General features: G+C 75.2%; 21 protein-coding genes. 8 read left to right on the forward strand and 13 right to left on the reverse strand.

Features of this window, described 5'->3' with window-relative positions:
- Positions 1-230 precede the first annotated feature (230 nt).
- Positions 231-1,757 carry a hypothetical protein gene (locus AB0953_RS22435; RefSeq protein ID WP_366861301.1) on the forward strand — a complete coding sequence of 509 codons (1,527 nt, stop codon included), beginning with the start codon at positions 231-233 and terminating at the stop codon, positions 1,755-1,757.
- Positions 1,758-1,799: 42 nt separating this feature from the next.
- Here AB0953_RS22435 and AB0953_RS22440 read toward each other — a convergent pair whose 3' ends face one another.
- Entirely contained in the window at positions 1,800-3,941 is a 2,142-nt protein-coding gene (locus AB0953_RS22440) for a PIG-L family deacetylase (protein WP_366861302.1), read from the reverse strand.
- A 276-nt stretch (positions 3,942-4,217) separates the two neighbouring features.
- On the opposite strand from AB0953_RS22440, the gene AB0953_RS22445 reads away from it, so the two are divergent.
- Positions 4,218-4,778, forward strand: a complete 561-nt coding sequence (locus AB0953_RS22445) for a hypothetical protein (RefSeq protein ID WP_366861303.1) — start codon at positions 4,218-4,220, stop codon at positions 4,776-4,778.
- A 13-nt stretch (positions 4,779-4,791) separates the two neighbouring features.
- On the opposite strand, the gene AB0953_RS22450 is transcribed toward AB0953_RS22445, so the two are convergent.
- Complete coding sequence (locus tag AB0953_RS22450; protein ID WP_366861304.1) at positions 4,792-5,436, reverse strand: hypothetical protein; 645 nt, start codon at positions 5,434-5,436, stop codon at positions 4,792-4,794.
- Between the two features lie 370 nt (positions 5,437-5,806).
- On the opposite strand from AB0953_RS22450, the gene AB0953_RS22455 reads away from it, so the two are divergent.
- The gene (locus tag AB0953_RS22455) at positions 5,807-6,022 is read left to right on the forward strand and encodes a hypothetical protein (RefSeq protein WP_366861305.1); all 216 of its coding nucleotides are present in this window, start codon (positions 5,807-5,809) and stop codon (positions 6,020-6,022) included.
- Between the two features lie 111 nt (positions 6,023-6,133).
- On the opposite strand, the gene AB0953_RS22460 is transcribed toward AB0953_RS22455, so the two are convergent.
- Positions 6,134-7,333, reverse strand: a complete 1,200-nt coding sequence (locus tag AB0953_RS22460) for an MFS transporter (protein ID WP_366861306.1) — start codon at positions 7,331-7,333, stop codon at positions 6,134-6,136.
- A gap of 173 nt (positions 7,334-7,506) precedes the next feature.
- Between AB0953_RS22460 and AB0953_RS22465 the strand changes: the two genes are divergently transcribed.
- Positions 7,507-7,779, forward strand: coding sequence for a hypothetical protein (locus AB0953_RS22465; RefSeq protein WP_366861307.1), 273 nt, complete (start codon positions 7,507-7,509; stop codon positions 7,777-7,779).
- Here the strand turns inward: AB0953_RS22465 and AB0953_RS22470 are convergent.
- Positions 7,776-9,239 carry a multicopper oxidase domain-containing protein gene (locus AB0953_RS22470; RefSeq protein WP_366861308.1) on the reverse strand — a complete coding sequence of 488 codons (1,464 nt, stop codon included), beginning with the start codon at positions 9,237-9,239 and terminating at the stop codon, positions 7,776-7,778. The two genes, AB0953_RS22465 and AB0953_RS22470, sit on opposite strands and share 4 nt — an antisense overlap.
- 220 nt (positions 9,240-9,459) lie before the next feature.
- Between AB0953_RS22470 and AB0953_RS22475 the strand changes: the two genes are divergently transcribed.
- Positions 9,460-9,816 carry a hypothetical protein gene (locus AB0953_RS22475; protein WP_366861309.1) on the forward strand — a complete coding sequence of 119 codons (357 nt, stop codon included), beginning with the start codon at positions 9,460-9,462 and terminating at the stop codon, positions 9,814-9,816.
- Here AB0953_RS22475 and AB0953_RS22480 read toward each other — a convergent pair.
- Positions 9,773-10,459, reverse strand: coding sequence for a macro domain-containing protein (locus AB0953_RS22480; RefSeq protein WP_366861310.1), 687 nt, complete (start codon positions 10,457-10,459; stop codon positions 9,773-9,775). The two genes, AB0953_RS22475 and AB0953_RS22480, sit on opposite strands and share 44 nt — an antisense overlap.
- Before the next feature lie 226 nt (positions 10,460-10,685).
- Here AB0953_RS22480 and AB0953_RS22485 point away from each other — a divergent pair, with 226 nt between their 5' ends.
- Entirely contained in the window at positions 10,686-12,308 is a 1,623-nt protein-coding gene (locus tag AB0953_RS22485) for an ADP-ribosyltransferase domain-containing protein (protein ID WP_366861311.1), read from the forward strand.
- 58 nt (positions 12,309-12,366) lie between these two features.
- Here AB0953_RS22485 and AB0953_RS22490 read toward each other — a convergent pair whose 3' ends face one another.
- Both AB0953_RS22490 and AB0953_RS22495 read right to left on the reverse strand, forming a co-directional pair.
- Entirely contained in the window at positions 12,367-13,197 is an 831-nt protein-coding gene (locus tag AB0953_RS22490) for a class I SAM-dependent methyltransferase (RefSeq protein ID WP_366861312.1), read from the reverse strand.
- A 39-nt stretch (positions 13,198-13,236) separates the two neighbouring features.
- Positions 13,237-14,469 carry a PP2C family protein-serine/threonine phosphatase gene (locus AB0953_RS22495; protein ID WP_366861454.1) on the reverse strand — a complete coding sequence of 411 codons (1,233 nt, stop codon included), beginning with the start codon at positions 14,467-14,469 and terminating at the stop codon, positions 13,237-13,239.
- 219 nt (positions 14,470-14,688) lie between these two features.
- On the opposite strand from AB0953_RS22495, the gene AB0953_RS22500 reads away from it, so the two are divergent.
- On the forward strand, positions 14,689-15,615 hold the full coding sequence (locus AB0953_RS22500; RefSeq protein WP_366861313.1) for an SDR family NAD(P)-dependent oxidoreductase: 927 nt from the start codon (positions 14,689-14,691) through the stop codon (positions 15,613-15,615).
- Here the strand turns inward: AB0953_RS22500 and AB0953_RS22505 are convergent.
- From AB0953_RS22505 to AB0953_RS22515, 3 genes are read right to left on the reverse strand one after another with little or no spacing between them, the layout of a single operon-like run.
- On the reverse strand, positions 15,539-16,501 hold the full coding sequence (locus AB0953_RS22505; protein ID WP_366861314.1) for a helix-turn-helix transcriptional regulator: 963 nt from the start codon (positions 16,499-16,501) through the stop codon (positions 15,539-15,541). The genes AB0953_RS22500 and AB0953_RS22505 overlap by 77 nt on opposite strands.
- Before the next feature lie 54 nt (positions 16,502-16,555).
- On the reverse strand, positions 16,556-16,915 hold the full coding sequence (locus AB0953_RS22510; RefSeq protein ID WP_366861315.1) for a hypothetical protein: 360 nt from the start codon (positions 16,913-16,915) through the stop codon (positions 16,556-16,558).
- On the reverse strand, positions 16,912-17,415 hold the full coding sequence (locus AB0953_RS22515; protein ID WP_366861316.1) for an ATP-binding protein: 504 nt from the start codon (positions 17,413-17,415) through the stop codon (positions 16,912-16,914). The genes AB0953_RS22510 and AB0953_RS22515 overlap by 4 nt, the downstream gene beginning before the upstream one ends.
- A 345-nt stretch (positions 17,416-17,760) precedes the next feature.
- On the opposite strand from AB0953_RS22515, the gene AB0953_RS22520 reads away from it, so the two are divergent.
- Positions 17,761-18,438, forward strand: a complete 678-nt coding sequence (locus AB0953_RS22520) for an STAS domain-containing protein (protein ID WP_366861317.1) — start codon at positions 17,761-17,763, stop codon at positions 18,436-18,438.
- A 33-nt stretch (positions 18,439-18,471) separates the two neighbouring features.
- Here the strand turns inward: AB0953_RS22520 and AB0953_RS22525 are convergent, their stop codons facing one another.
- The 3 genes from AB0953_RS22525 to AB0953_RS22535 all read right to left on the reverse strand — a co-directional run bounded on the left by AB0953_RS22525 (position 18,472) and on the right by AB0953_RS22535 (position 20,800).
- Positions 18,472-19,056: a histidine phosphatase family protein gene (locus tag AB0953_RS22525; RefSeq protein ID WP_366861318.1), complete on the reverse strand. Its 585-nt coding sequence runs from the start codon at positions 19,054-19,056 to the stop codon at positions 18,472-18,474.
- A 42-nt stretch (positions 19,057-19,098) separates the two neighbouring features.
- Positions 19,099-19,443: an STAS domain-containing protein gene (locus AB0953_RS22530; RefSeq protein WP_366861319.1), complete on the reverse strand. Its 345-nt coding sequence runs from the start codon at positions 19,441-19,443 to the stop codon at positions 19,099-19,101.
- A 193-nt stretch (positions 19,444-19,636) separates the two neighbouring features.
- Positions 19,637-20,800 carry a glutamate-cysteine ligase family protein gene (locus tag AB0953_RS22535; protein ID WP_366861320.1) on the reverse strand — a complete coding sequence of 388 codons (1,164 nt, stop codon included), beginning with the start codon at positions 20,798-20,800 and terminating at the stop codon, positions 19,637-19,639.
- Positions 20,801-20,822 lie beyond the last annotated feature (22 nt).

The raw sequence follows: 20,822 nt of genomic DNA on the forward strand, positions 1-20,822 counted from the left end.
TCGCAGCGGGGCTCGGCCGGCCGGGCATCCATGGTGTGCACGGGGGCCGGGCGCCGGCACCCTGGGGGCGGCAGGACGGGTGACGCGGCCGGGCGGACGGGGCGTGCGCAGCCGGGCGGGCGGCGGGGCCCGGTCACCCGGGCGGCGGCGTTCCGTGGCGGCCCCCGTGCGGCTCTTCCAGGATGGGCATCCGGGTCCGCCTCCAGGGAGGGCCGACGGAGGGAGTGGTGATGCCCGGTGTCCGGCTTCTTCGGTGGGCGGTCGCGTTGGTGGCCGTGGCGGGCGCCGCCCTGCCGGTGTGCGCCGCGGGGCTGCACGCCGGGCGGCCTGCCGGTGCTCCCCGGCCGGCGCTCTTCGTCGGGGCCGTGGGGCACCAGGCCCGCGGCGACGCCGAGGGCAGCTATGCACCCCTGTCGGTGCTCGCCGCCCCGACCGTCGGCCTGCTCTCCAACACGACCGCCGTCGAGGGCGTCCTGTTCGCCACCGCCAGGGGTGCGCGCTACGTCGAGCGGAGCAATGTGCTGCACCTGCCGTCCGGCGGGTGGAGGTACCTGCCGGCGGGCAGGAGCACGTCGGCCGTGGTCCTGCGCGACCACGCGGCGGCGCGGCGGCAGATCGCGCAGAGCCGCGCCTGGCTGGACTCCGGCCGGGTGCCGGGCCGGACGCCGGTGCAGCGGACGGCGGCCGAGCGGGCCCTGCTGTCCATGCGGGCCCTGCTGCAGCCGAACGGCGCGGTGGCGGCGGGGTGGACCCCGGGCTGGAAGTACTCCTGGCCGCGCGACGCGAGCTTCGTCTCCGCCGCGTTCGCGCACACCGGCCATGACGCCGAGGCCTACCGGATCCTGCGCCACAGCGCCGCCACCCAGCGCAGGGACGGCACCTGGGAGGCGCGGACCAAGCTCGACGGATCCGGCCCGCCGGACCGCAGGCCGTGGCAGCTGGACGCCAACGGCTGGGTGCCCTGGGCCGCCTGGCAGTGGTACCAGGCGGCCCCGCGCGACACCCGGCGCGCCCGGCTGAACGCCCTGTACCCGATGGTCCGCAAGGCGGCCGACCGCGCGGCGGCGTCCCTGCGGGCGGACGGGCTGCCCCCGCCCTCCCCCGACTACTGGGAGCTGATGACGGCCACCCCGAACATCGGGACGGCCGCTCCGCTGCTCGCAGGCCTCAACGCCTCCGCGGACCTGGCCCGGGAGGCGGGCCGGCCCGCTGATGCGGCGCGGTGGGCCGGTGCCGCGCGGCGGCTGTCCGCGGGGATCGCCGCACGGTTCGCTCCCCTGGGCTACCAGCGCACCGTCGACGGGCGGCACGGGTACGACAGCGCGGTGGCGTTCATGGCGCCGCCCTTCAACACGGCTCCGGCCGGCCTGCCGCGGGCCCTCGACGCCGCGTACAAGGCGCTGCTGCTGCCCAACGGCGGCCTGACACCGGGGAACGACCCCGCCGCGCCGTGGGGCGGGAACGCGTGGACGCCCAGCACGTCGTTCTTCGCGCTCGCGTGGGCCGGTACGGGCAGGACGGCGAAGGCCGAACGGGTCCTGGACTGGGTGCTGTCCAAGAGGAACGCGCTCGGCGAGCTGCCGGAGAAGGTGGACCGGCAGGGGCGGCCGTCGTCGATCGCCCCGCTGGCGTGGACGGGTTCGATCGTCGTGCTCTCGCTGGTGGCGCTCGACGGGGCGGGGACCGGCACGCACACCGGCGCGCACACCGGGGCGGGCGCCGGCGCCGGGCTGCCCACGCCTCCCTCGCCGTTCTGACACCCCGGGGCCCGGGGCCGGTCCCCGGCCACCGGCGGGGTCCTACGGCTGCCGGCCGCCGGAGGCGCCCTGCGCCCGCCCGGCCAGGGCGACCATCCAGGGCTGGACCGCCCGGTGCCACGGGGTGGCGGGGCGGCTGCCGTCCGGCCGGGACCCGGTCGGGGGAGCCGCCGTGATGTGCAGGCCGGCGTCCAGGCCGAGTGCCGCCGCGACGGCCGTGCCGTCCGGCTCGGCCACGGCCGCCGGTGCGCCCGTGTAGAGCATCTGGGACTCGTACCAGGAGGGCGGGCCGTCGGTGCCCGACACGCTGACCGTGCCCGCGCCGGCGCGGCCGGCGAGGAGGCGGCCCGCGGCGCCGACCGCGCCGTAGCCGCCGTCGCCGCCCGCCTCGGTCACCGGGGAGAACCGCGCGACCGTGCCCGAGCCGTCCGCGCCGGACAGGCTCGTGCCGACGGCGCCCGTGCCGGGCCGGCGGAAGTACAGGCGGACCCCGTCGCCCTGCGGGCTCGCCGAGAGCGCGCCGGTGGTCGCGGGCAGGCCGGTGGGCACGGGGTCGCCGTACGGGGCGTCCGGGGCGGGCTGGAGCCAGGTCAGCACCGTGGCGGCCGTCGCCGCGTAGACGTGGCGCCGGCCCGCCGCGTCGGTGGCGGTCACCGGGTCGCCGAGCAGGCCGGCGCCGCCGAGGTCCTGCCACGCGTCGAAGGAGCCGTCCGGGGCCGTCTGGGTACGGGCGCGCAGGGTGCGCCGCGAATCCCGTACGTACACCGTCATCCGGCCGGTGGGATCCACGGAGACGGCGGGCGCGCTGAGGGCCGAGGTGCCGGAGATGTCGGCCGTGTCCGGGGTGCCCAGCGACTGCCACGGGCCGAAGGCGCCGTCGGGCGCGCCCTGGACGGCGTACACGAGCTCGCGGCCGTACTCCTCGGCCTGTGCGCCCAGGGTCGTACGGGTGGCGAAGACCGCGATCCTGCCGTCGGGGAGCCGGACCGCGCTGGCACCCGTGTCGATGCCGGTGCCGGGAAGGAAGCGGGGTCCCTGCCAGGGGGCCCGGGGGCCGCTGCGCGACCAGTACGCCATCTGGCCGTCCAGGACGGAGAAGGCCCACAGCCGGCCGCCCGCGCCCTCGGCCATCCAGGAGGTGCCGTCGCCGCGGGCGTAGCGGATGGTCTGGTTCCAGCCGGCGCCGGTGGGGCGGGTGGCGGTCTTGCGGTCGCCGCAGCCGGCCGGGCTGCCGCACCAGTCCTGGTGGTCCATCCACGCGTAGGTCTTGAGGTAGACGAGCTTCTCCGCGGCCGTCTGCGGGTCGAGCGTGGGGGGCAGGGAGCTGTTGGGGTAGCTCACGTAGTTCTGGACCGAGAAGTGCGGCCGGTCCGCGAACTTCGCGTAGCGCTCCGCCGCGGCCTGCACGAAGCGGGCGCCGTACATGTGGTCCTGGTGGTCGAGGAACGCGCCGCTGCTCGCCGACCGGCCGGGGGTCGGGTCCTGGGTGCGTATCGCCGTCGGGCGGTACCTCGCGAAGACGGTCGCGATGGCGTCCACGACCTGGTCCTTGGTGTACGAGAACGGGGTCTTGACCGGCGTGCCGGACGTCAGCTGGGCTCCGAGGGCGGGCACTTTGGCGTCCCAGAGGCCGCGCAGGCTGTCGGGGTTGTCGCCGGAGATGCTGCGGGCCTCGCGCAGCTGCATCCAGACGAGGTTGACCTCGGGCCGGGCGACGAGGACGTCGACCTCCGCACTGCCGCCGCCGACGGTGGGTACGGACCGGCGCTGCCAGGCGCTGGTGCGGTCGCCGGTGGCCATCTGCGCATAGGCGGCGCGGATGCCGTTCTGGCGGGCCTCGGCGTAGGCGGCGCGGTCGGCGGGGCGCGCGGGGTCCTCCAGGAGGGGGCTGTGGGCCTCGTTCCTGCCGTCGGACTCGCCGGAGGTCAGGTAGACGGTGGCGACCTTGACGCCCGCGGATATGGAGCGGCTCAGGTCGGGGTTCATGAAGAAGAGGTCGTCGTCGGGATGCGCCACGACCTGGAGCACTGTGCCGTCGGTCACACTCGGGCGGACGCCTGCGTCTGGGGCCTCCGGCTGCAGCGCGGTCCCGTAGCCGTAGGCCCAGGTCGTCACGCCTGCGGCGGCGACCGACAGGACGGCGAGCAGGGCCGCGATGCGGCTGCTGCGGCTGGCCAGGGACATCTGATAGCGCCTTGAGGATCGATCCGGTGCGGAATTCCCCTGAGGGGGAGTCGGTGTCCCGAGGGCTCCACCGCTTCCGGAGACGACCGGGCCCGATTATGCCCCGCGCGTTTTTGCCTGACACACCATCAAGCGGCATATGCCGGGAAAGTGCGGCACGCCAGATTTGCGAACTTTGCCCGATTTTTTTGTGATGTGTCGCGACGGCTCGAACTCCCCTGCGACCCCGCTCCCGGCCCGTCAGGGGCGGGCGGGCGGCATGGCATTCTTGTGATCATGAACAAGGAACGTGTGGGCAGGATCATAGGCGGCTCCTTCGGGGTGGTGTTCGTCCAGATCAGTGCGGGGACGCTGCCGAAGGCCGTGGGGGGTCCCCTGCGCGTGCTCGCCGTGGCCGCCTTCGTCGGCATGCTCGTCGTGAGGCGGCGCGTGGACGCCGCCCGGCCGGCCGACGACGCGGCGCCCGCCCCGCGCGTGGATTTCGGACGGCGGTACTGGTACGTGGTGGCCGCCGAAGCCGTGGCACTGCTCGCCGGGCTGGTGCTGATCAACCCGGTGCTGCACGCCCCGCAGGCCACCGTGGGCTGGATCGCGTTCGTGGTCGGCGTGCACTTCTTCGGGCTCGCGACCGCCTGGCGGTTCCCGTCGCTGCGCACGCTCGGCGCGGCCATGGCGGCCTGCGGGCTCGGCGGGATGGCCCTGGCCTGCTTCGGGGCGCCCCCCGCGGTCATCGCCGCCGTGGCCGGCACGACCCCCGGGGTGCTGCTGCTGGCCTGGACCTGGCGGCCCGGCGCCGCCGTGTCGTCCGCGCCCGCCGCAGCGGCCGCGCGCCCCTGAGGGCCCGGCCCCGTCAGTCCCACCCGTCCAGGTCCTGGATCTCCAGGCCGTCGGGGCCGAGTTCGGTGTTCTCGGCGTGCTCGCGCATGCGGGGCCCGTACTCCGGGTGCTCGGCCAGCGAGGTGTACGTGTCGAAGTCCAGGTCCAGGACGCCGGCGAGATCGGCGAGGTACACGTCGAGGCCCGGGTACATCACGGCCACGTACGGCAGGTCGTCGATGTCGGTGACCAGGACCGGGTACTCGCCGGTGGAGTCCGGCGCGCCCAGGTAGAGCAGGCGGCGCGAGTCGCAGCCGCCGACGAGCGGCAGGCACACCGCGGGCAGCAGCTCCTCGAAGCCGGCGAACGCGCCGGGCATCACGCCCCCGCTGCCGTACATCTCCTCCGCGGTCGCGCCCAGGCCCTGCTCGCCGAAGACGGGGTCGAGCGGGTCCTCGTACCAGCCGACGTCGGCCAGCCAGGAGCTGTCGAAGGACAGCCACCGGCGCAGGCTGGGCGGCAGGGGCCTGCCGCCGGGCAGCCGCAGGTGGTCGATGGCCTCCGGTGCGAGCGGCACCGGGTCGGTGAGGTCCGGCGCGTCCGCGGTGGGCCAGCCCTCCCGTCCCACCCGTTCGATCACCCGGTCGATCAATGCTGCTCCGTGCATGCTCTCGTCCACGCCCCGCACCCTGCCACACCGCACTGACATCGCCCTCCGCGGGCCCCGGGGGCGCGGGAAGGGGCCCTGCGCAGGGGGCGGCGCGGCGCTCGGGCGGCACAACGCAGGGGCGTCCGCGCGCCGTTGTGGCGGCGCGGGTGCTTGCCGGGCGTGCGGGGGGCGACCGGGCGGCGTACGCACCGCCCGGCACGCCTGGGGAGCCGGGCCGCGGCCCCCGTCTTGGGCCATCCGGGCTGAGCGGGCTCCGCCGGGGCGGCGATACCGGGCCGGTGCGGGCCGTGTCCGGTGTACCGGCCCGGCCGCGGCTCACATGCTGGGGACGGGGAACCGCCGGTTCGCCCGCCCCGCCCCGCGACGCAAGGAGCACGCGATGCCGTTGGACACCGTCGGACGTTTCCTGGCCGCCCTCGATCCGGCGCACCGGGAGGCCGTCAGCGGCAAGCCGCGCGAGGAGCAGGAGCGCCTCGCCGCGGAGTGGGAGGAGGAGCTGGAGCAGGACACGGACATCGACGTCCTCGACGAGCTGTCGCCGGCGGCCGCCGAGAGCGAGGCGGCGCGCAGGGTGATGGGGCGTCATCCCGCATAGCCGGATGCGGCGGGGTCGCCCGCTGCTCCGGCGCACTCCCCCGCGCGTCCTCCCGCGTGCTTGTCCCCCTGCGGGACGGCCTCGGCCCGGCGGCGGCCGGGGCCGGGCGGGTCACGGCTCCGCGGGGACCGGGCGGCGCAGGAGGTAGGCGGCCGCGGAGGCCACCAGGGCGGACATGCAGGCGATGAACACCAGCCCGGCGCCCTCCAGGCCGAGCGGGCCGGCCAGCACACCGACCCCGATCACCGGAACCGAGATGCCCGCGTACGCCACCACGAACAGCGTCGAGATCACCGCCGCGCGGCGGTCCGGCGGGGAGGCGGCGGCCACCGCGGACAGCGCCCCGCGGAACGCCAGGCCCTGCCCGCCCCCGCCGACCACGGCGCTCAGCACCACCAGCGCCAGCACGTCCCATCGCAGCGCGGCCGCCAGCAGCGCCAGGCCGGCGAGGAGCGCCGCGCAGCCCAGCGGCAGGGAGCGCGCGACGCCGACGCGGCCGACCGCCCACTGCCCGACGGTGGAGGCGATGAAGGCGAGGGCGACGACCGCTCCGCTGACGGCGCGGTCGTGCACGTCGAGGGATTCCGCGAGGAAGGCCGGGCTGACCGAGGTGAACACCCCGAAGAGCGCGAAGCCCACGAACGAGGCGGTCGCCGCGGGCCCGAACACGGGCCGCACCGGGGCGGGCAGGCCGGGCCGCTGCGGCCTTACGGTCCGCAGCGGGCGGCGCCGGCGCACGGTCTCCGGGAGGCGGAGGAGGACGGCGGCGGAACAGGCCACCAGGACCAGGTGCACGAGGAACGGGAGGTACAGGGGCATCGGGGCGTACTGGGCGAGGACTCCGGCGAGGAGCGGGCCGCAGCCCAGGCCGCCCATGTTGGCGGCCGTCGCCACGAGGGTGGCGCGGGCGGCCCCGCCCGGCGGGGCGAGTTCCATCACGTATGCGGTGGCGGCCCCGGTGAACAGGCCGGCGGACAGCCCCGACAGCAGCCGCCCCGCGTACAGCCAGCCCAGTCCGGTGGCGCTGAGGAAGCAGACGGCGCTCGCCGCGGCGCACAGCAGGCCGCACAGCAGGACAGGCCGCCTGCCCACGGCGTCCGAGGCATTGCCCGCCAGGAGCAGCACGCCCATGACCCCGAAGGCGTAGACGGCGTAGACGACGGTCACCGTCAGCTCGGAGAAGCCGAACTCCTCCTGGTAGAGGCCGTAGAGCGGGGTGGGCAGGGTGGTGCCCGCCATGCAGACGGCGAACACGGCCCCGCCGAGCAGGCACCGTGTCCACGGTCGGGATCCGGGGCTCGTTCCTCGCATGTCCGCCACCCTCGCGAGCCGGGCGCGCCCGCCGGCGCAGACACACCGCTGATGCCTCCGATCGGTGAGCCGCCGGCCGTTCCGTCGGGCGGCCGGGGGAATGGGGTGCGCGAGGTGACGGATCAGCGGTGGCCGGCGGGTGCGGTGCGGTGCGGGCCGGGTAGGACCGTGGCATGGTGAAGATCGAAGCGAGCCGGCTGGCCGCGGCCTTCCTGGCACTGCACCGCGGGAACTCGCCCGAGGCCCGCAACGCCGCTGCCGCACTGCGGCCGTACACGGAGAGACCCGGGCAGCGGGTGCCCGTTCCCCCGGCGACCCTGCTGCGCGCCGGGCGCGCGTTGCGGCAGCAGGCGCGGGCGGCGGCCGCGCCGCAGGGGCGCGACCGCCTCGTCCGGGAAGCCGACTTCCTGGTAGGGGCCTGCGGCGGCCTGCCGGTGCGGTTCTAGCGGACGCGGAAGTTTGCCATCATGCCCATGGCCGAGTGGTCGAGCAGGTGGCAGTGGTAGACGTAGGTGCCGCGGTACGTGCCGAAGGTGGCGTGCAGTTTCACCGTCTCGCCGGCCATGAGCTCGACCGTGTCCTTCAGTCCCGCCTCCGCGGGCCCGGCCGGGACGCCGTTGCGCTCCAGCACCCGGAACTGGACCAGGTGCATGTGGAAGTTGTGCGGGATCCGCTGGTTGGCGTTGGTCACCGTCCATGTCTCGGAGGTCCCGAAGGCGACCGTCTGGTCGATCCGGTCCGGATCCCACTGCAGGCCGTCGATGAACCCGCGCGCGTCGACGCGGCCGTCCTCGTCCATGCTGAGGACGATCTTCCGCTCGACCGCCGGCTTGGGCAGGGTGTCCACCGGCGGCAGGGTGCGCAACACCTCCGGGATGCTGCTCGGGTCGGGGGCGGTGCGCACCACGTCGAAGCGGAGCACGTTGCCGGGCTCGGTGGCGCCCGCGCCGGGCAGGTTCTGCAGGACGATCTTCGTGCCGACCGGGTAGCGGGAGAAGTCGATGACCACGTCGGCCCGTTCCGCCGGGGACAGGCGGATGGTGTCGGTCGTGAACGGCCGCTCCAGCAGGCCGCCGTCGGAGCCGATCTGCACGATCTGGCCGCCGTCGGCGAGGCGGAGCCTGAAGAAGCGGAGGTTGGAGGTGTTGAGCAGGCGGAAGCGGTACTTGCGGGCGGCGACCTCCAGGTAAGGGCTGGGGCGGCCGTTGGCGAGCAGGGTGGTGCGGCCCCGGAAGTCGTCCATCTGGTAGACCAGCTGCCCGTTCTCGTCGAAGCGGGCGTCGCGCAGCGCGATGGGTATCTCGTACTGGCCCGAGGGCAGGGGCAGCGCGCGCTCGGTCTCGTCGGTCAGGAGGTACGTTCCCGACAGGCCGCGGTAGACGTGCTCGGACTCCATGTGGTGGGCGTGGTCGTGGAACCACAGCGTGGCGTTCGGCTGCTGGTTCGGGTAGGTGTACGTGCGCGCCGACCCCGGGGCGACGGTGTCCATGGGGCCGCCGTCGTTCTCGGGGGTGACGTTCCCGCCGTGGAGGTGCGGCGAGATCGGCATGTCCAGGTTGTTGCGGTGCCGGATGGTGACCTGGCGGCCGCTGCGGGCCCGGATGACCGGGCCGGGGAAGTGGCCGTCGTAGGTGAGCACCTTGGTCTGGATGCCGGGGATGATCTCCCGGGTCATCTCCTTGACGGTGACGCGGTAGGCGTCCTGGCCGCCCTGGGTGGAGTACGGCGCCAGGACGGGGAGTTGCGGCATCTTCACGGTGAAGGGCGCCGGCAGGGCGACCGCCCCCGGGCCGTCGGCGGCCCGGGCGGTCTCGGTGCGCAGTGCGGGCAGCAGCCCTGCACCGGTGATCAGGCCCGCGCCGGTGGTGGCGAGGGTGCCGACGAGCATGCGTCTTCTGGTGACCATGGGTGTGTCCTCCTGGGAAAGGTGAGGATGCGCACTGGTGTTCGTGTGGCGAACGCCTTCCCTCATAATCCGGACAGGCGGAGGGCAGCGCTTGGCCGAAACCGGAGAATGTCAGGTATCGCACCACGGATCGGACCGAATCGTCCGGCCCGATCGCCCGTGAACCTGCGATTCCGGTGGCGGGTACGCTGGCCTGCCGGAACGCTGCTCAGGGAGGACCATGCCGGCTGCACTGCGGACGTTCGCGCGCCTGGCCTTCGGCAACCGGTGGTCCGGGTCCTACCTCGGCCTGGCCGCCTTCTTCCTGTTGTTCGGCTTCGCCGTGCACGGCAGTTACGTCGGCGGACTGCTCGGCGGTCTCCTGGGCATGCCCACGGTTCTGGTCGTGCTGACGGTGGCCGGCTCGCTCGGGTCCTGGGCGCAGGGCGATGCCGTGACGGTGTGCCTCCTCGTGTTCGCCTACACCTTCCAGGCCTTCCTGCTCGGATTGCTGGTGCGGACGGTCCGGTCCCGGAAGCGGCCCTCCGGTGCGGTCAGGAGCGGTGCGACCGGCGGGCGGCCCGACCGGGCGGGGTGATCCGGACCGGCCGGTCGGCGGGCGCGCTCTCCATGTCGTCGAGCTGGGCGGTGACCGTGCTGCGCAGGTCGTCGTAGTCCTCGAAGCGGTGGTCCTGGAACAGGGTGTGGCCCGTCCACATCAGGTTGGCGCAGACCCGGGCCGGCACCCGGCCCGTCCGGGCTCCCATCCCGACCAGGGCCACCGAGGCGATGCTGCCCGGTGCCGACCGGTTCTGCTGGTGGACGGCCTGGAACGCGGCGGCGCAGGCCAGGGCCACGTTGAGGGTCTCGCTCACGTTCTGCGAGGAGGCCTCCATCGTCGGCGTCGATATCAGGAACCTCGGGTTCGCCGCCCCGGAGGGGACGCAGACGGCGCTGCCCACGGGGAGGCTTCCTGCGAACCGGTCGCGGATCGCGCGCTGGACCCGCAGCTGGATGCCCGCCCCGAGGTGCCGCTTGATGGCCGCGTCGACGCCGCCGTCCATCCGGCCGCGGGAGTTGGTCGGGCTGACCCAGGCGTCGACCTGCTCGTCGAGGATCGAGCCCTGGCGGATCGCGATGCCGGGGGTGCCGGCGAACGCCGCCCGCCAGGCGTGCACCACGTCCGGGTTGATGTCCGTCAGCACCACGTCCAGCGGCGTCCGCACGGGGTTTTCGGGCATGGGTGACTCCGATCGCGAAAGGGGTTTTCGTCCGATGCGTTCCTGCTTCGATCACGACGCTAGCGGCGGCCACTGACAACGCCGGCTCGGAGCCCGCCCCGGAGCCCGCAGCGGTGACGTCCCGTCACGGGCGGTGTCAGAGGCCGGTGATAGGTCTTCGGACACGTCGGCGCCCAGTCGCCCCGGCAGCCCTTTCCGTACGGTTGACGATCGGAGTCCTGTCCCCGTGAGCGATTCCCGCACCCCGGCCCCCGCCACTCCCGACCCGAACGACCCGCTGGCCCTGGCCGAGCTGTTCCAAGGGGGCGGCGAGCCGTGGCTTCCGCTCCTCAAGCCCGTCATCGAGGCGCAGCCCGACGCCTCGGCGTTCATCGGGCCGGGCCGCGGGCAGGACGTCGTCCCCGTCCGCGAGCTCACCTTCCAGGCGCTCAAGCCCCACCCGCCGCACCGGTGGAAGGTCGTGGTCTTCGGCCAGAACCCGTACCCGCGCCCCGAGAGCGCCACGGGCATCGCCATGTTCGACAACACCTTCCACGACTGGAAGGACAGCCAGTTCGGCAGGGTCGTCAGCATCCGCTGCATCATCAAGGCGGCGGCGATGTGGAAGTACGGCATACCCAAGAAGACCCCGATCGCCGACGTCCGTGCGCTGCTGAAGCAGCACGAGACCGTCCAGCCGCCGGAGTGGTTCCAGGCGATGCTGACCCAGGGCGTGCTGCTGCTGAACGCGGCGCTCACCGCCGGCAGCGACGGGTCGGGTCCCGACCGCCACACCGCGTTCTGGCGACCGGTCGCCGAACGGATCGTCGAGGAGATCCTCCAGGCCAAGCAGGAGGCCGGAGAAGAGGACCGCGGCGTGGTGTTCGCCTGGTGGGGGGCGCACGCGCGCAGCCTGAAGAGGGTCGTCCAGCGGCTCCAGAAGAAGTACCCGGACGTCGAGGTCCGCCACATCGACCACCCCAATCCCGCGGCGCAGGGCGACGTCTTCTGCGAAGGCGACCACTTCGCGGTGGTGAACGAGGCCCTGGCGTCGGTCGGCGCCGATCCGGTCGACTGGCTGCCGAGCAAGGGATGGGACCAGCGGGCGGTGGAGGCCGGCGGGGCGGACGGCGGGGTCGCCGCACGCATGGGTGCGTTCATCACCTCCACGATGGAGCTGCACCAGCTGTACCTGGACCGGCTCGCCGGGGTGAAGGACGAGGGGCTCGTCCTGCCGCCCATCACCGGTGTGTTCGACACCCCGATCCTGCCCTTCGCGGACGCCGTCGGGCCGGTCGCCGAGCTGCTGTCCGGTCTCGGCCGGCACGTCGAGCGGTCGCAGGACTTCGGCAGGAGCCGGGCGGGCGGGACGGCCGGCGGCGGCCTGTCCGCGGACGCCATCGCCGCCCTCCACCTGTACACCTGCGAATCGGCGTTCTACCGGGAGATCAACGCCGTCCTGCGCTCCCCCGACCGGGCCCGGCTCGTGCCGTACCTGCCGTACCTGCGGCTGCTGTTCTCGGCGGTGTCGCAGCTGCCGGCCCGCACGGAGCCGCTGTGGCGCGGCGTCCCGCTGGACCTGCGGGCGCAGTACCCGCTCGGCCGGACCGTGACCTGGTGGGGCGTCTCCTCGTGCACGTCCGAGCCCGGCGTGGCCCGGGGCTTCCTCGGCAGCCGCGGCAAGCGGACGCTCTTCGAGGTGGTCCCGGTCAGGGCGGTGGGGATCCGGAACTTCTCCGCGTTCACCGGTGAGGAGGAGTTCATCCTCTCGCCGGGTACCCAGCTGAAGGTGACGGACGTGCGGAGCGAGCGCGGCGGCCTGTGCACCGTGAGGCTGACGGAGCTGGAGGAGCAGTCCCTGGTGTCCTGAGCGGGCCCCGGGGGCCGGACCCGGAGCCCCCGACGGCCGGACCAGGGCCCCGGCGCGCCTACCGGGTCCGGGCCAGGAACAGGTCGCTGATCTGCTCCATGGCGATGCCGCCGCCGTGGGCGTCCAGGACACGGGCGGTCCCGGCGAGGAGCCGCTCGCGCTGCTCGGCCGCCAGGACGCGGTAGTGCGAGAGCGAGGCCAGGTGCCCCACGTAGCGGTCCGTGGCCCAGTGGTGCTCCCGGCGGAACCGGTGCGCGCGCAGGTCGGTGAACCGGCCGTCGCGCCGGCATTCGGCGTCCGGCCAGGAGCCTGGTACGGCGCCCCCGTTGCCCGGGACGTCGCCGAAGGAGGAGGCCGGCTCGCCGTGCGGTGCGTTCGCCATCCCGTGCCTGCGGTCGACCTCGGCGAGAGCGGCGTGGAGCTCTGCGTCCCGTACGCCCTGCAGGTTCCAGAACAGGGCGACCGCGCCGCCGGGGGCGAGGGCGCCGTGGACCAGGTCCCAGCGCCGCTCCGGGTCGAGCCAGTGCCAGGAGGTGGCGGCCAGGAGGAGCCCGAAGGACCGGCTCTCGCTCGGCAGCCAGTCCTCGAAGGGTCCGACCTCCACCTGGACCTGGGGGGAGGAGGCGGTGTTGCGGCGCAGGACGTCGGCCATGCGCTCGTCGGGTTCGATGCACACCAGCGGTGTTCCGGCAGCGGCGAAGGGCACCGTGGCCTTGCCGGTGCCCGCGCCCACCTCCAGGGCCGCACGCCGGCCGAGGGCCGCGTAGGCCAGGACCTCCCTGACCAGGGGCTCCGGATATCCGGGTCGGGTGGCGTCGTACAGCTCGGCCACCTCCCCGAAGACCCGGCTGCGCCTCGGGTCGATCTCGAGCTGCTCCCGGGGGGCCATCCGCGTCCTCTCGCCACCGTGACCGGCAAGCGGCCCACCCTAACGGCCCGTCTCCAGAACGGGGTGCCATTCGGCAAGGAGGATGGTGGCGTCGTCCGCGAGGTGGCCGTTGTGGTGGGCGAGGATCGCGCGCACCAGGCGCCGCAGCGCTTCGGGCGCGGGCTCGCCGGCGGCGGTGGCGCGGATGATCGAGTCGATGAGCCGGTTCTCCCCGAACAGCTCGCCGGCGTCCGAGCGGGCCTCGGTGACCCCGTCCGTGTGGATCAGGAGGCGGTCGCCCGGCTCCAGCTGGGCGTGGTGGACCACGGCGCCGGGGCGGTCCTCGTGGCCGGAGGGCAGGCCGAGCGGGAGCTGTACCGGGCGCTCGAGGGCGCCGTGCACCACGTGCTGGTGTCGGATGATCATCGGGGGCGGATGGCCGCAGTTCACCCAGGTCAGAGCCCCGGTGGCCAGCGCCAGGTCGGCGAAGACACCGGTCAGGAGCCGGTCGGGCAGCCACCGGTGGAGGGCTGCGTCGACGGTGGAGGCGATGTCGGCGAGGCCGCCGCCGGAGCGCCGGGTGGCGCGGCAGCCGGCCATGGCGACGGCGGCGCACAGGCCGGAGGCCAGGTCGTGGCCCATGGCGTCGACGACGGTCAGGTGCAGGGCCGTGGGGCTCAGGCTGTGGTCGAAGGCGTCCCCGCCGATCTCGTAGGCCGGCTCCAGGATCGCGCTGGAGGTCGCTTCCGGGCAGCCGATCGTGCGCGGCGGCATGAACGCCCAGGCGAGTTCGGCCTGGAGGAGCATCGGCCGGCTCCGGATCAGGCGCGACATCAGATCGCCGAACCGGCTCTTGGTCGCGAGCAGCTGCCCCGTCAGCGAGGCGAGGGACTTGCACTGCTCCAGGGCTGCCGACTCCAGGGCCGGGGCGGTCAGCCGCAGCACTCCGAGCCTCTCCACCCCGTCGACCAGCGGCAGCCAGAGCACCAGCTGACGGCCCGACGTCAGCTGCACGGTGCCGGTCCGGTACGCCCAACCGGCCAGCGATCCGTCCACCGCCATGTCCCGCTCCCGCTCCGCAGCGTCGGGATACACCGCCTCGCCACCGGGACGGACGCCGTCCGGCAGGGGGACGAGGCGGATCTGCTGCAGGTCGGCGAGGAAGATGACGGCGTCGCTCATGCCGACGGCCTGGGCGGCCGTACGGACCATGCCCGGGAGGTCTCCGGGCCCCAGGCGGTGGCTGTCGGCCAGAAGGCTGGCCAGAAGGCGGCTGAACTCGGCGTCTTCCATTGCTGTCACCACCACCTGGACGGGGCCCGAGGCCCCGGGAGTCCCGTGCCCGCGGGGCGGGCCTGCCCGGCGTCTGCCCGGTCCGGCCCCGCCCACGCCGCCGGCGCTGCGCCTGTCCGCGCGAGGGGCGGACTGCCGGCCCTGCCGGCAGGCCCGGCGGTGTCCGCTGCCCGGCGGGGCGCCGCGTGTGGCCGCACACGGCACGGGTAGGCGCCGCCCATGAACACTCAGCGTCCGCTGGCCGTGGTCACGGGGGCCTCGACCGGCATCGGCTACGAGATCGCGCGGGAACTCGCGGACGGGGGCCATGACCTCGTCATCGCGGCCGAGGGCCCGGACATCCACCTCGCCGCGCGCCGCCTCGCCGCGCGCCACCCGGCCCGCCCTGCGCAGGAGGTCCGGGCGGTCCGGGCCGACCTGGCCACCTACGACGGCGCCGAGACCCTGGTGCACGAGGTCCACCTGCGGCGGCGGCCGGTGGCCGTGCTCGTGCTGAACGCCGGGGTCGGCAGGGCGGGGCGCTTCCTGGACACCGCCCTCGCGGACACGGCCCGGGTGATCGACCTCAACATCGCCTCGACCGTGCACCTGGCCCGCCGGCTCCTGCCGGAGATGGCCGCGCAGGGTGCGGGGCGGCTGCTCGTCACCTCGTCCGTCGCCGCCGAGCTGCCGGGGCCGTACCACGCGGTGCACAACGCCTCCGAGGCCTTCCTGTACTCCTTCGGCCTGGCCCTGCACGAGGAGCTGGCCCCGTACGGGGTCTCGGTCACCGTGCTGCTGCCCGGCGCGACGGACACCCCGTTCTTCGCCCGGGCCGGCCTGCTCGGGACCCGCCTCGGCCGCACCCGCAAGGACGATCCGGCCCTCGTCGCCCGGCAGGCGTGCCGGGCGATGGCGGCGGGCCGCGCCCGGGTCGTGGCGGGCTCCCCAGCGACCCGGGCCGGGGAACTCGCGGTGCACGCCCTGCCGGCCCGTACGCGGGCGGCCCTGCACCGGCACGGGGCCCGGCCGGTCCACGGCCGCAGCGGAATCGCGGGCCGGATGGCCGGAAGGACCGCAGAAGCGGGCCTCACCGGCGCAGCGTGGTCCTGGGCGGCTCGCCGTACGCGCGCCGGTAGGCGGCGGCGAACCGGCCCGCGTGGGTGAAGCCCCAGCGCGCGGCGATGTCGGTGACGGTCGCACCGGCGCCGGGGTCCGCGTCCTGGAGTTCGGTGTGGGCGTGGTCGAGGCGGACGCGCCGGGCGTAGTGCAGCGGCGTGGTGTCCATGTGCCGCCTGAAGGCGTACTGCACGGCGCGCGGGGTCACGTACGCCGCCGCGGCGACGTGGGCGAGGGTGATGTCGTGCTGGGCGTTGGCCTCGATGAACGCCTTCGCCCGGCGCAGCGTCTCCGGGCCGGCGTCCCGCAGGTCGGCCGACGGCGGGCCGATGTCGAGGTCGGTGGGGAACACGGCCAGCGCCGTCGCCGCCAGCAGCCGTGCGGTCTCGCCCGCCACCGGCGGGCAGAGCCCGCCGGGCGTCAGGACGGCGCCCCGGGCGAAGTCCGCGGTGCGCTGCCACAGCGCGGCCATCCGCGGGCCCGCGGGGAGCAGGCCGGTGAACTGCACGGGGCGGCTGCGCCGCGGCGAGAGGTCGTCGGCCGCCCGCTCCACCAGGTCCGCGGGCAGCAGGACCGAGGAGATCCGCAGGTCTTCGCTCACCAGGGTGCGGGCCTCCTCGGGCCGGCCCTCCAGGCAGACGTCGCCGGCCCCGAGCCGCTCGGACCGGTCGCCGCTGCGCAGTTCCGCGCACCCGGACCGCAGGCAGCCGACCGTGAGGAGCCCGGCCGGCGAGAAGGCCGTGCTGAGCCGGCCGGGGAGGCAGAGCTCGGTCAGGGCGAAGGGCCCGGCGTCGATCCGGGTGACCTCGTACGCGCCGGCGGCCAGGCGGACCTCCATCCGTACGGCGGCCCCGCAGGCGGCCTCGAGGTGCTCCCGGGCCGCTTCCGGGTCACGGGTGGTGTACGTCGTGCGTACGGCTGCGCTGTCGGTCATGTCGTCACCGCCCTCAGGGGGCGCCTACCCGCGACGGCCGGATCCAGGCGCGGATCAGCCCGGGTCCTGGCGCTCCGGGTCGCCGGGGTCCTCCGCCTCGTCCGCGTCCTCGCGCGCCAGGGCGAGGGCGAGCTGCTGGAGGATCTCCTCGGTGGTCTCCCGCGGATCGGCGTCGTCGTGGGCGTCGGCCAGCGCGTCGAAGGCGAGCAGGAATCCGTTCACGAGCGCACTGAAGGGCTCGGACAGCTGCTCCAGCACCGCCCAGCCCGCTTCCGCGGCGGTGGCCTCGACCGGCACGAGGAACTGGTCGGGGATGGCCTCGCCCAGCAGGTCGGAGACGAACTCGTCCCCGGCGCCCGACCTGGCGGCGGTGATGGCGGCGATGGCCTTCAGCTTGACCTCGTTCTCCCTCATCGGTCGTCCCCCTGTGCTCTGCCGTCGGCTCGGTCGTGGGTGGGGTCGGGGGGCCCGCCGGTCCGGTCGCAGGTCCGGTCGGCGTTCCCCCGGGGGCCGTGGTGGGCCGCGAACCGCTGCTGCCCGCCCTCCTCGGCGGAGCGTGCGGCCACCACGACGGTGATCGTCTTGCCGGACGGCCCGGTCTCGACCGTCACCTGCTGCGCGAGCCGGTTGATCATGAGCCAGCCGAACCGTCCGGGTACATCGGCTGGAGTGGGCCGGTCGACGGGCAGCTCCGGGTCCGCGTCCGACACCTGTACGAGTGCCTCGGGGGGCCGGCAGCGGATCCGGAAGGCGGTGGCCCCGCCCGCGTGGCGGCGGGCGTTGGCGACCAGTTCGGTGACCACCAGCAGCGCGTCGTCGGCGTCCGGACCGGTGACGCCGTGGGCGGCCAGCACCGCGCACGTCACCTCCCGGGCCTGCTCGCAGGTCGGGCCACCGGTGGCTCGCGGTTCCATGGTCGCCTCCTTTCTCCGGCGTCGCCTCCGCAACGGTGCCCCCCGGCCTCCGGGGCCCTGGTCGCCGGCCCCGGACTTCCCGGCCCTCCTCGGCCTCCGGGGGCCCTGCGGGGCCCCTCGGGACGAGTGCAGCGGGTCCTCGTAGGCGCGTCTGTCCTCGGCGGATGGCCCGAAACCAGCACGGGCCCACCGGTCGGGCGGCGGCAGCCCGGCCCGTTCCCGGCGGTGGTTCGTTCTGCGGCCGGTCCGGGCGCACCTGTTCGTTCGGGGGGCTGCGGCGGCCCGCGGCGGCGCGGACCATGAAGTGGAGTCCCCCGTCCCCGGCGCCGTGGAGGTGAGATCCCGATGGCCGCACGGTCGCAGCCTGACGCCGCCGTCGAGGCACACCCGGCCGCCCGGGTGCTCGTCACCGTCGAGGGCCTGCCCCCCGGCCGCTTCACGGCCCTGGTCGCGGGCGAGATCACGGAGGGCTCCCTCGCCCGCCTGCGGCGCAGCCTGACGGCCGCGCTGGATTCCTCCTCGGGCGGCCTCGACCTCGACCTGTCGGACGTGGGCTTCTGCGACATCACCGGTCTGCACCTGCTGCTGGAGCTGCGGGCCCGGGCCACGGCGACCGGGCGGAGCCTGTCCGTGACGGCCCTTTCGCCGGCGCTCCTGCGGCTGCTGCGGGCCACGGGCTGCGCGGGCCGCCTGATCGGCACGGATGCGGCCGCAGCCGGGTCGCTCCTCGTCACCGCCGAGCTGCGCCGGGCGCTGGCGGCCACCGGCACGCCGTGGTCCGCGGCCCGGTGGGCGCCGGGTGACTGCCTGCGGATCCGCATCCACGGCGACGCGGCGACCGTCACCTGGCCGGTGGCCCGAGGATCCGCGGGCGCCGGGGCGGAGCAGGTGCTCTACGAGGCGGTGGCCTCGGCCCTGCACCGGGCGGGACTGCACTCGGTGCGGCACCGCGCGGCGCAGGCCCGGTCCGTACGGTCCGCGTTGTTCGGCCCGCGGGGCCTGACGAGGACCCGTCGCGCCTGACGCTGCGGGCGGGCAGGCCGGCCGGTCCGTCGGTCAGCCGTCGTCGCCCGGGGCCCAGAAGTCGGTCAGGTGCGCCGCGCCCGGCGCGAGTTCGTGCCACGGGCAGGCCACGGTCAGCACGACCACGCCGGCGGTGGGGAAGGCCTCCTCCAGCCGTCGGCGCAGCTGCTTCGGGCCGCTTCCGCACAGGGTGGTCGCCAGTTCGTGCACGGCCGGGTTGTGCCCGACGAGCAGGACGCCGGTCAGGTCCGGGGCCTCCTCGCGCAGTACGGCGAGGAGGTCCTCGCCGTCGGCGTGGTAGAGCCGTTCCGCGTAGTAGGCCGGCGGGGGGTCGGAGAGCTGGGGGATCATCAGCTGCCAGGTCCGCCGGGCCCGTACGGCGGTCGAGGACTGGGCCAGGTCGACGCGGTGCCCCGACTCCTCCAGCCAGCGCCCGGCCCCCGCCGCGTCCCGGCGTCCGCGCTCGGTCAGCTCCCGTTCCGGGTCGGGCGCGGCGTCCTTGGGCACCGCCTTGCCGTGCCGTACCAGGACGATCCGGCGCTCGCGGGTCCCGGTTCCTGTCTGGGTCTCGGGCTCGGACGCCGTCTCGGGGCCGGTCGCCGTCTCGGGCTCGGTCATCGGATGCCTCCGTGGGGGGACGTAGGGCTGATGCGGCGCCGCTCACGGCAGCCGCATGGCCTCCTCGAGGCCGGGGCTGATGGTCAACAGGTCCTGCACGCCGGCGATTTCGAGGAGCCTCAGCAGCCTCGGCGGGGGCTCCACGAGCCGCAGCCGGGTCATCCGGCGTACGCGCAGCAGGAGGTTCAGGAAGCTGGAGTCGGCGAAGGTGACGCCGGCGGTGTCCAGGACGACGACGGAGTGCTTGCGGGCGGCGTCGAGCAGTTCCGCTTCCAACGGGCCCACCGTGTCCTGGTCCAGCTGCCCGGCGGCCCGTACCAGCACCGCTCCGCTGCGGTCCGGCCCTGCACCGTCGGATCCCGCGCGGTCGCTCCGCAGCTCGCTCACGTGGACCGCCTCCTCACTCGTCCTCCCTCGCTCCAGGGGTACCTGCCCTGCTTCCCGCGCGGTACGTCGCCGGGTGCACCGGGCACGCCAATCATTCGTTCTGCGGACGAAGGGCCGCCACAGGAGTTCGCTCCGCGGCTGTTCGCCCGCCGGGCGACGAGGCTGCGGCCGGAGCCGCCGCGGCCCGGACGCCTCACGCCGCGGGGGTGAGGAGGCTGGTGTCGGCACCCGAGGTGGCGAGGGCGAGGGCGTCGACCACGGCGTCGAGTCCGCCCCAGCGCTCGCGCACGGCCCGTTGCCGCGCGGCCCCGCACCCCCGTGCGCGCAGCTGCCGCAGCAGACCCGCCACCAGCTCCTGGTCACCCGTGGCGGCCAGTCCCGGTGCGGCCAGCGCCACCAGGCGGTCCAGCAGCAGCAGTGCGGACACCTCGCCGCCGGTGACCGGGTCGAGGCCGGGGCCCTCCAGGCCGTGGACCGCGGCGTAGGCGTAGGCGCGGCGCAGCCGGGGCTCCGGCGGTGCCGCCGGCGGAGCCCCGGCGGCCACGGCGGGCAGCAGGGCCGCGCTGAGGCCGCGCAGCAGGGCGGCCAGGAGCACGACGGTGTCGAGGTCGGCGTTGGCGTCGGGTACCAGCACCTCCAGGGTCGGCCGGTGCGGGGAGGGGCCGGTGCAGCAGAGCTCCGCGTCCCCCCGTGCGCGGCGGCGTGCGGAGGCCGGGGCGGCGTCCCCGGGGTCCGCGGTGGCGGGCATCGGCACCCGGCCGGGGACGGGCGGGCGGCCGGGGACGGGCGGGCGGCCGAACCGGACCGAGCGCCAGCTGGCGCATCCGGCGTCGCGGCCGTACGCGAAGGGCGAGTTGGCGGCCAGGGCGACGATCACGGGCAGCCACGGCCGGAGGTGGCGGGCGAGGTCCAGGGCCTGCTCCGGGTCGAGCGGGCCGATGTGGATGAGGCAGCCGCACACCGGGCCGGAGCGGTGGTCGGCGGAGGCGGCGGACGCGGCCGGAAGCGGGATCGGGGAGGATCCCGTGGCCGCCGCCGGCAGGGGCGGGGCCGCCGGCCGCTCGACGGGCAGGACCGGAGCCCCGGCGGCGACGCACCGGCAGCCCGCCTCCCGGGCGGCGAGCGCCACCGTGCCGCGCAGCCAGGCCAGTTCTGCCCGCAGTCCCGCGCTGTCGGCCGTCGGTTCGGTGTCGACTCCGACCTCGGCGGGGTGCGGGCCCGCGGTCACCAGGTCGCCGAGCTCGCAGCGGGCCGCGTCCACGAGCCGGGGCCCCCGGTCGGTGAGGCTGCGGCCGCGGGCGTCCGTCACCAGGTACTCCTCGTGCACCGCCATCGCCAGCCGCTTGAGCCCGGCCATCGTGCCGCCTCCCTGCGTTTCC

It is taken from the genome of Streptomyces sp. NPDC046866, assembly GCF_040704625.1.
Classification (GTDB): domain Bacteria; phylum Actinomycetota; class Actinomycetes; order Streptomycetales; family Streptomycetaceae; genus Streptomyces.

What these genes read in the sequence shown, in the direction of transcription:
- AB0953_RS22435 (WP_366861301.1), top strand. Translation starts at nt 231, where the DNA reads ATGCCCGGTGTCCGGCTTCTTCGGTGGGCGGTCGCGTTGGTGGCCGTG.
- AB0953_RS22520 (WP_366861317.1), top strand. Translation starts at nt 17,761, where the DNA reads ATGGCCGCACGGTCGCAGCCTGACGCCGCCGTCGAGGCACACCCGGCC.
- AB0953_RS22440 (WP_366861302.1), bottom strand. Translation starts at nt 3,941, where the DNA reads ATGTCCCTGGCCAGCCGCAGCAGCCGCATCGCGGCCCTGCTCGCCGTC.
- AB0953_RS22455 (WP_366861305.1), top strand. Translation starts at nt 5,807, where the DNA reads ATGCCGTTGGACACCGTCGGACGTTTCCTGGCCGCCCTCGATCCGGCG.
- AB0953_RS22460 (WP_366861306.1), bottom strand. Translation starts at nt 7,333, where the DNA reads ATGCGAGGAACGAGCCCCGGATCCCGACCGTGGACACGGTGCCTGCTC.
- AB0953_RS22465 (WP_366861307.1), top strand. Translation starts at nt 7,507, where the DNA reads ATGGTGAAGATCGAAGCGAGCCGGCTGGCCGCGGCCTTCCTGGCACTG.
- AB0953_RS22535 (WP_366861320.1), bottom strand. Translation starts at nt 20,800, where the DNA reads ATGGCCGGGCTCAAGCGGCTGGCGATGGCGGTGCACGAGGAGTACCTG.
- AB0953_RS22525 (WP_366861318.1), bottom strand. Translation starts at nt 19,056, where the DNA reads ATGACCGAGCCCGAGACGGCGACCGGCCCCGAGACGGCGTCCGAGCCC.
- AB0953_RS22500 (WP_366861313.1), top strand. Translation starts at nt 14,689, where the DNA reads ATGAACACTCAGCGTCCGCTGGCCGTGGTCACGGGGGCCTCGACCGGC.
- AB0953_RS22495 (WP_366861454.1), bottom strand. Translation starts at nt 14,469, where the DNA reads ATGGAAGACGCCGAGTTCAGCCGCCTTCTGGCCAGCCTTCTGGCCGAC.
- AB0953_RS22505 (WP_366861314.1), bottom strand. Translation starts at nt 16,501, where the DNA reads ATGACCGACAGCGCAGCCGTACGCACGACGTACACCACCCGTGACCCG.
- AB0953_RS22490 (WP_366861312.1), bottom strand. Translation starts at nt 13,197, where the DNA reads ATGGCCCCCCGGGAGCAGCTCGAGATCGACCCGAGGCGCAGCCGGGTC.
- AB0953_RS22480 (WP_366861310.1), bottom strand. Translation starts at nt 10,459, where the DNA reads ATGCCCGAAAACCCCGTGCGGACGCCGCTGGACGTGGTGCTGACGGAC.
- AB0953_RS22515 (WP_366861316.1), bottom strand. Translation starts at nt 17,415, where the DNA reads ATGGAACCGCGAGCCACCGGTGGCCCGACCTGCGAGCAGGCCCGGGAG.
- AB0953_RS22470 (WP_366861308.1), bottom strand. Translation starts at nt 9,239, where the DNA reads ATGGTCACCAGAAGACGCATGCTCGTCGGCACCCTCGCCACCACCGGC.
- AB0953_RS22475 (WP_366861309.1), top strand. Translation starts at nt 9,460, where the DNA reads ATGCCGGCTGCACTGCGGACGTTCGCGCGCCTGGCCTTCGGCAACCGG.
- AB0953_RS22510 (WP_366861315.1), bottom strand. Translation starts at nt 16,915, where the DNA reads ATGAGGGAGAACGAGGTCAAGCTGAAGGCCATCGCCGCCATCACCGCC.
- AB0953_RS22445 (WP_366861303.1), top strand. Translation starts at nt 4,218, where the DNA reads ATGAACAAGGAACGTGTGGGCAGGATCATAGGCGGCTCCTTCGGGGTG.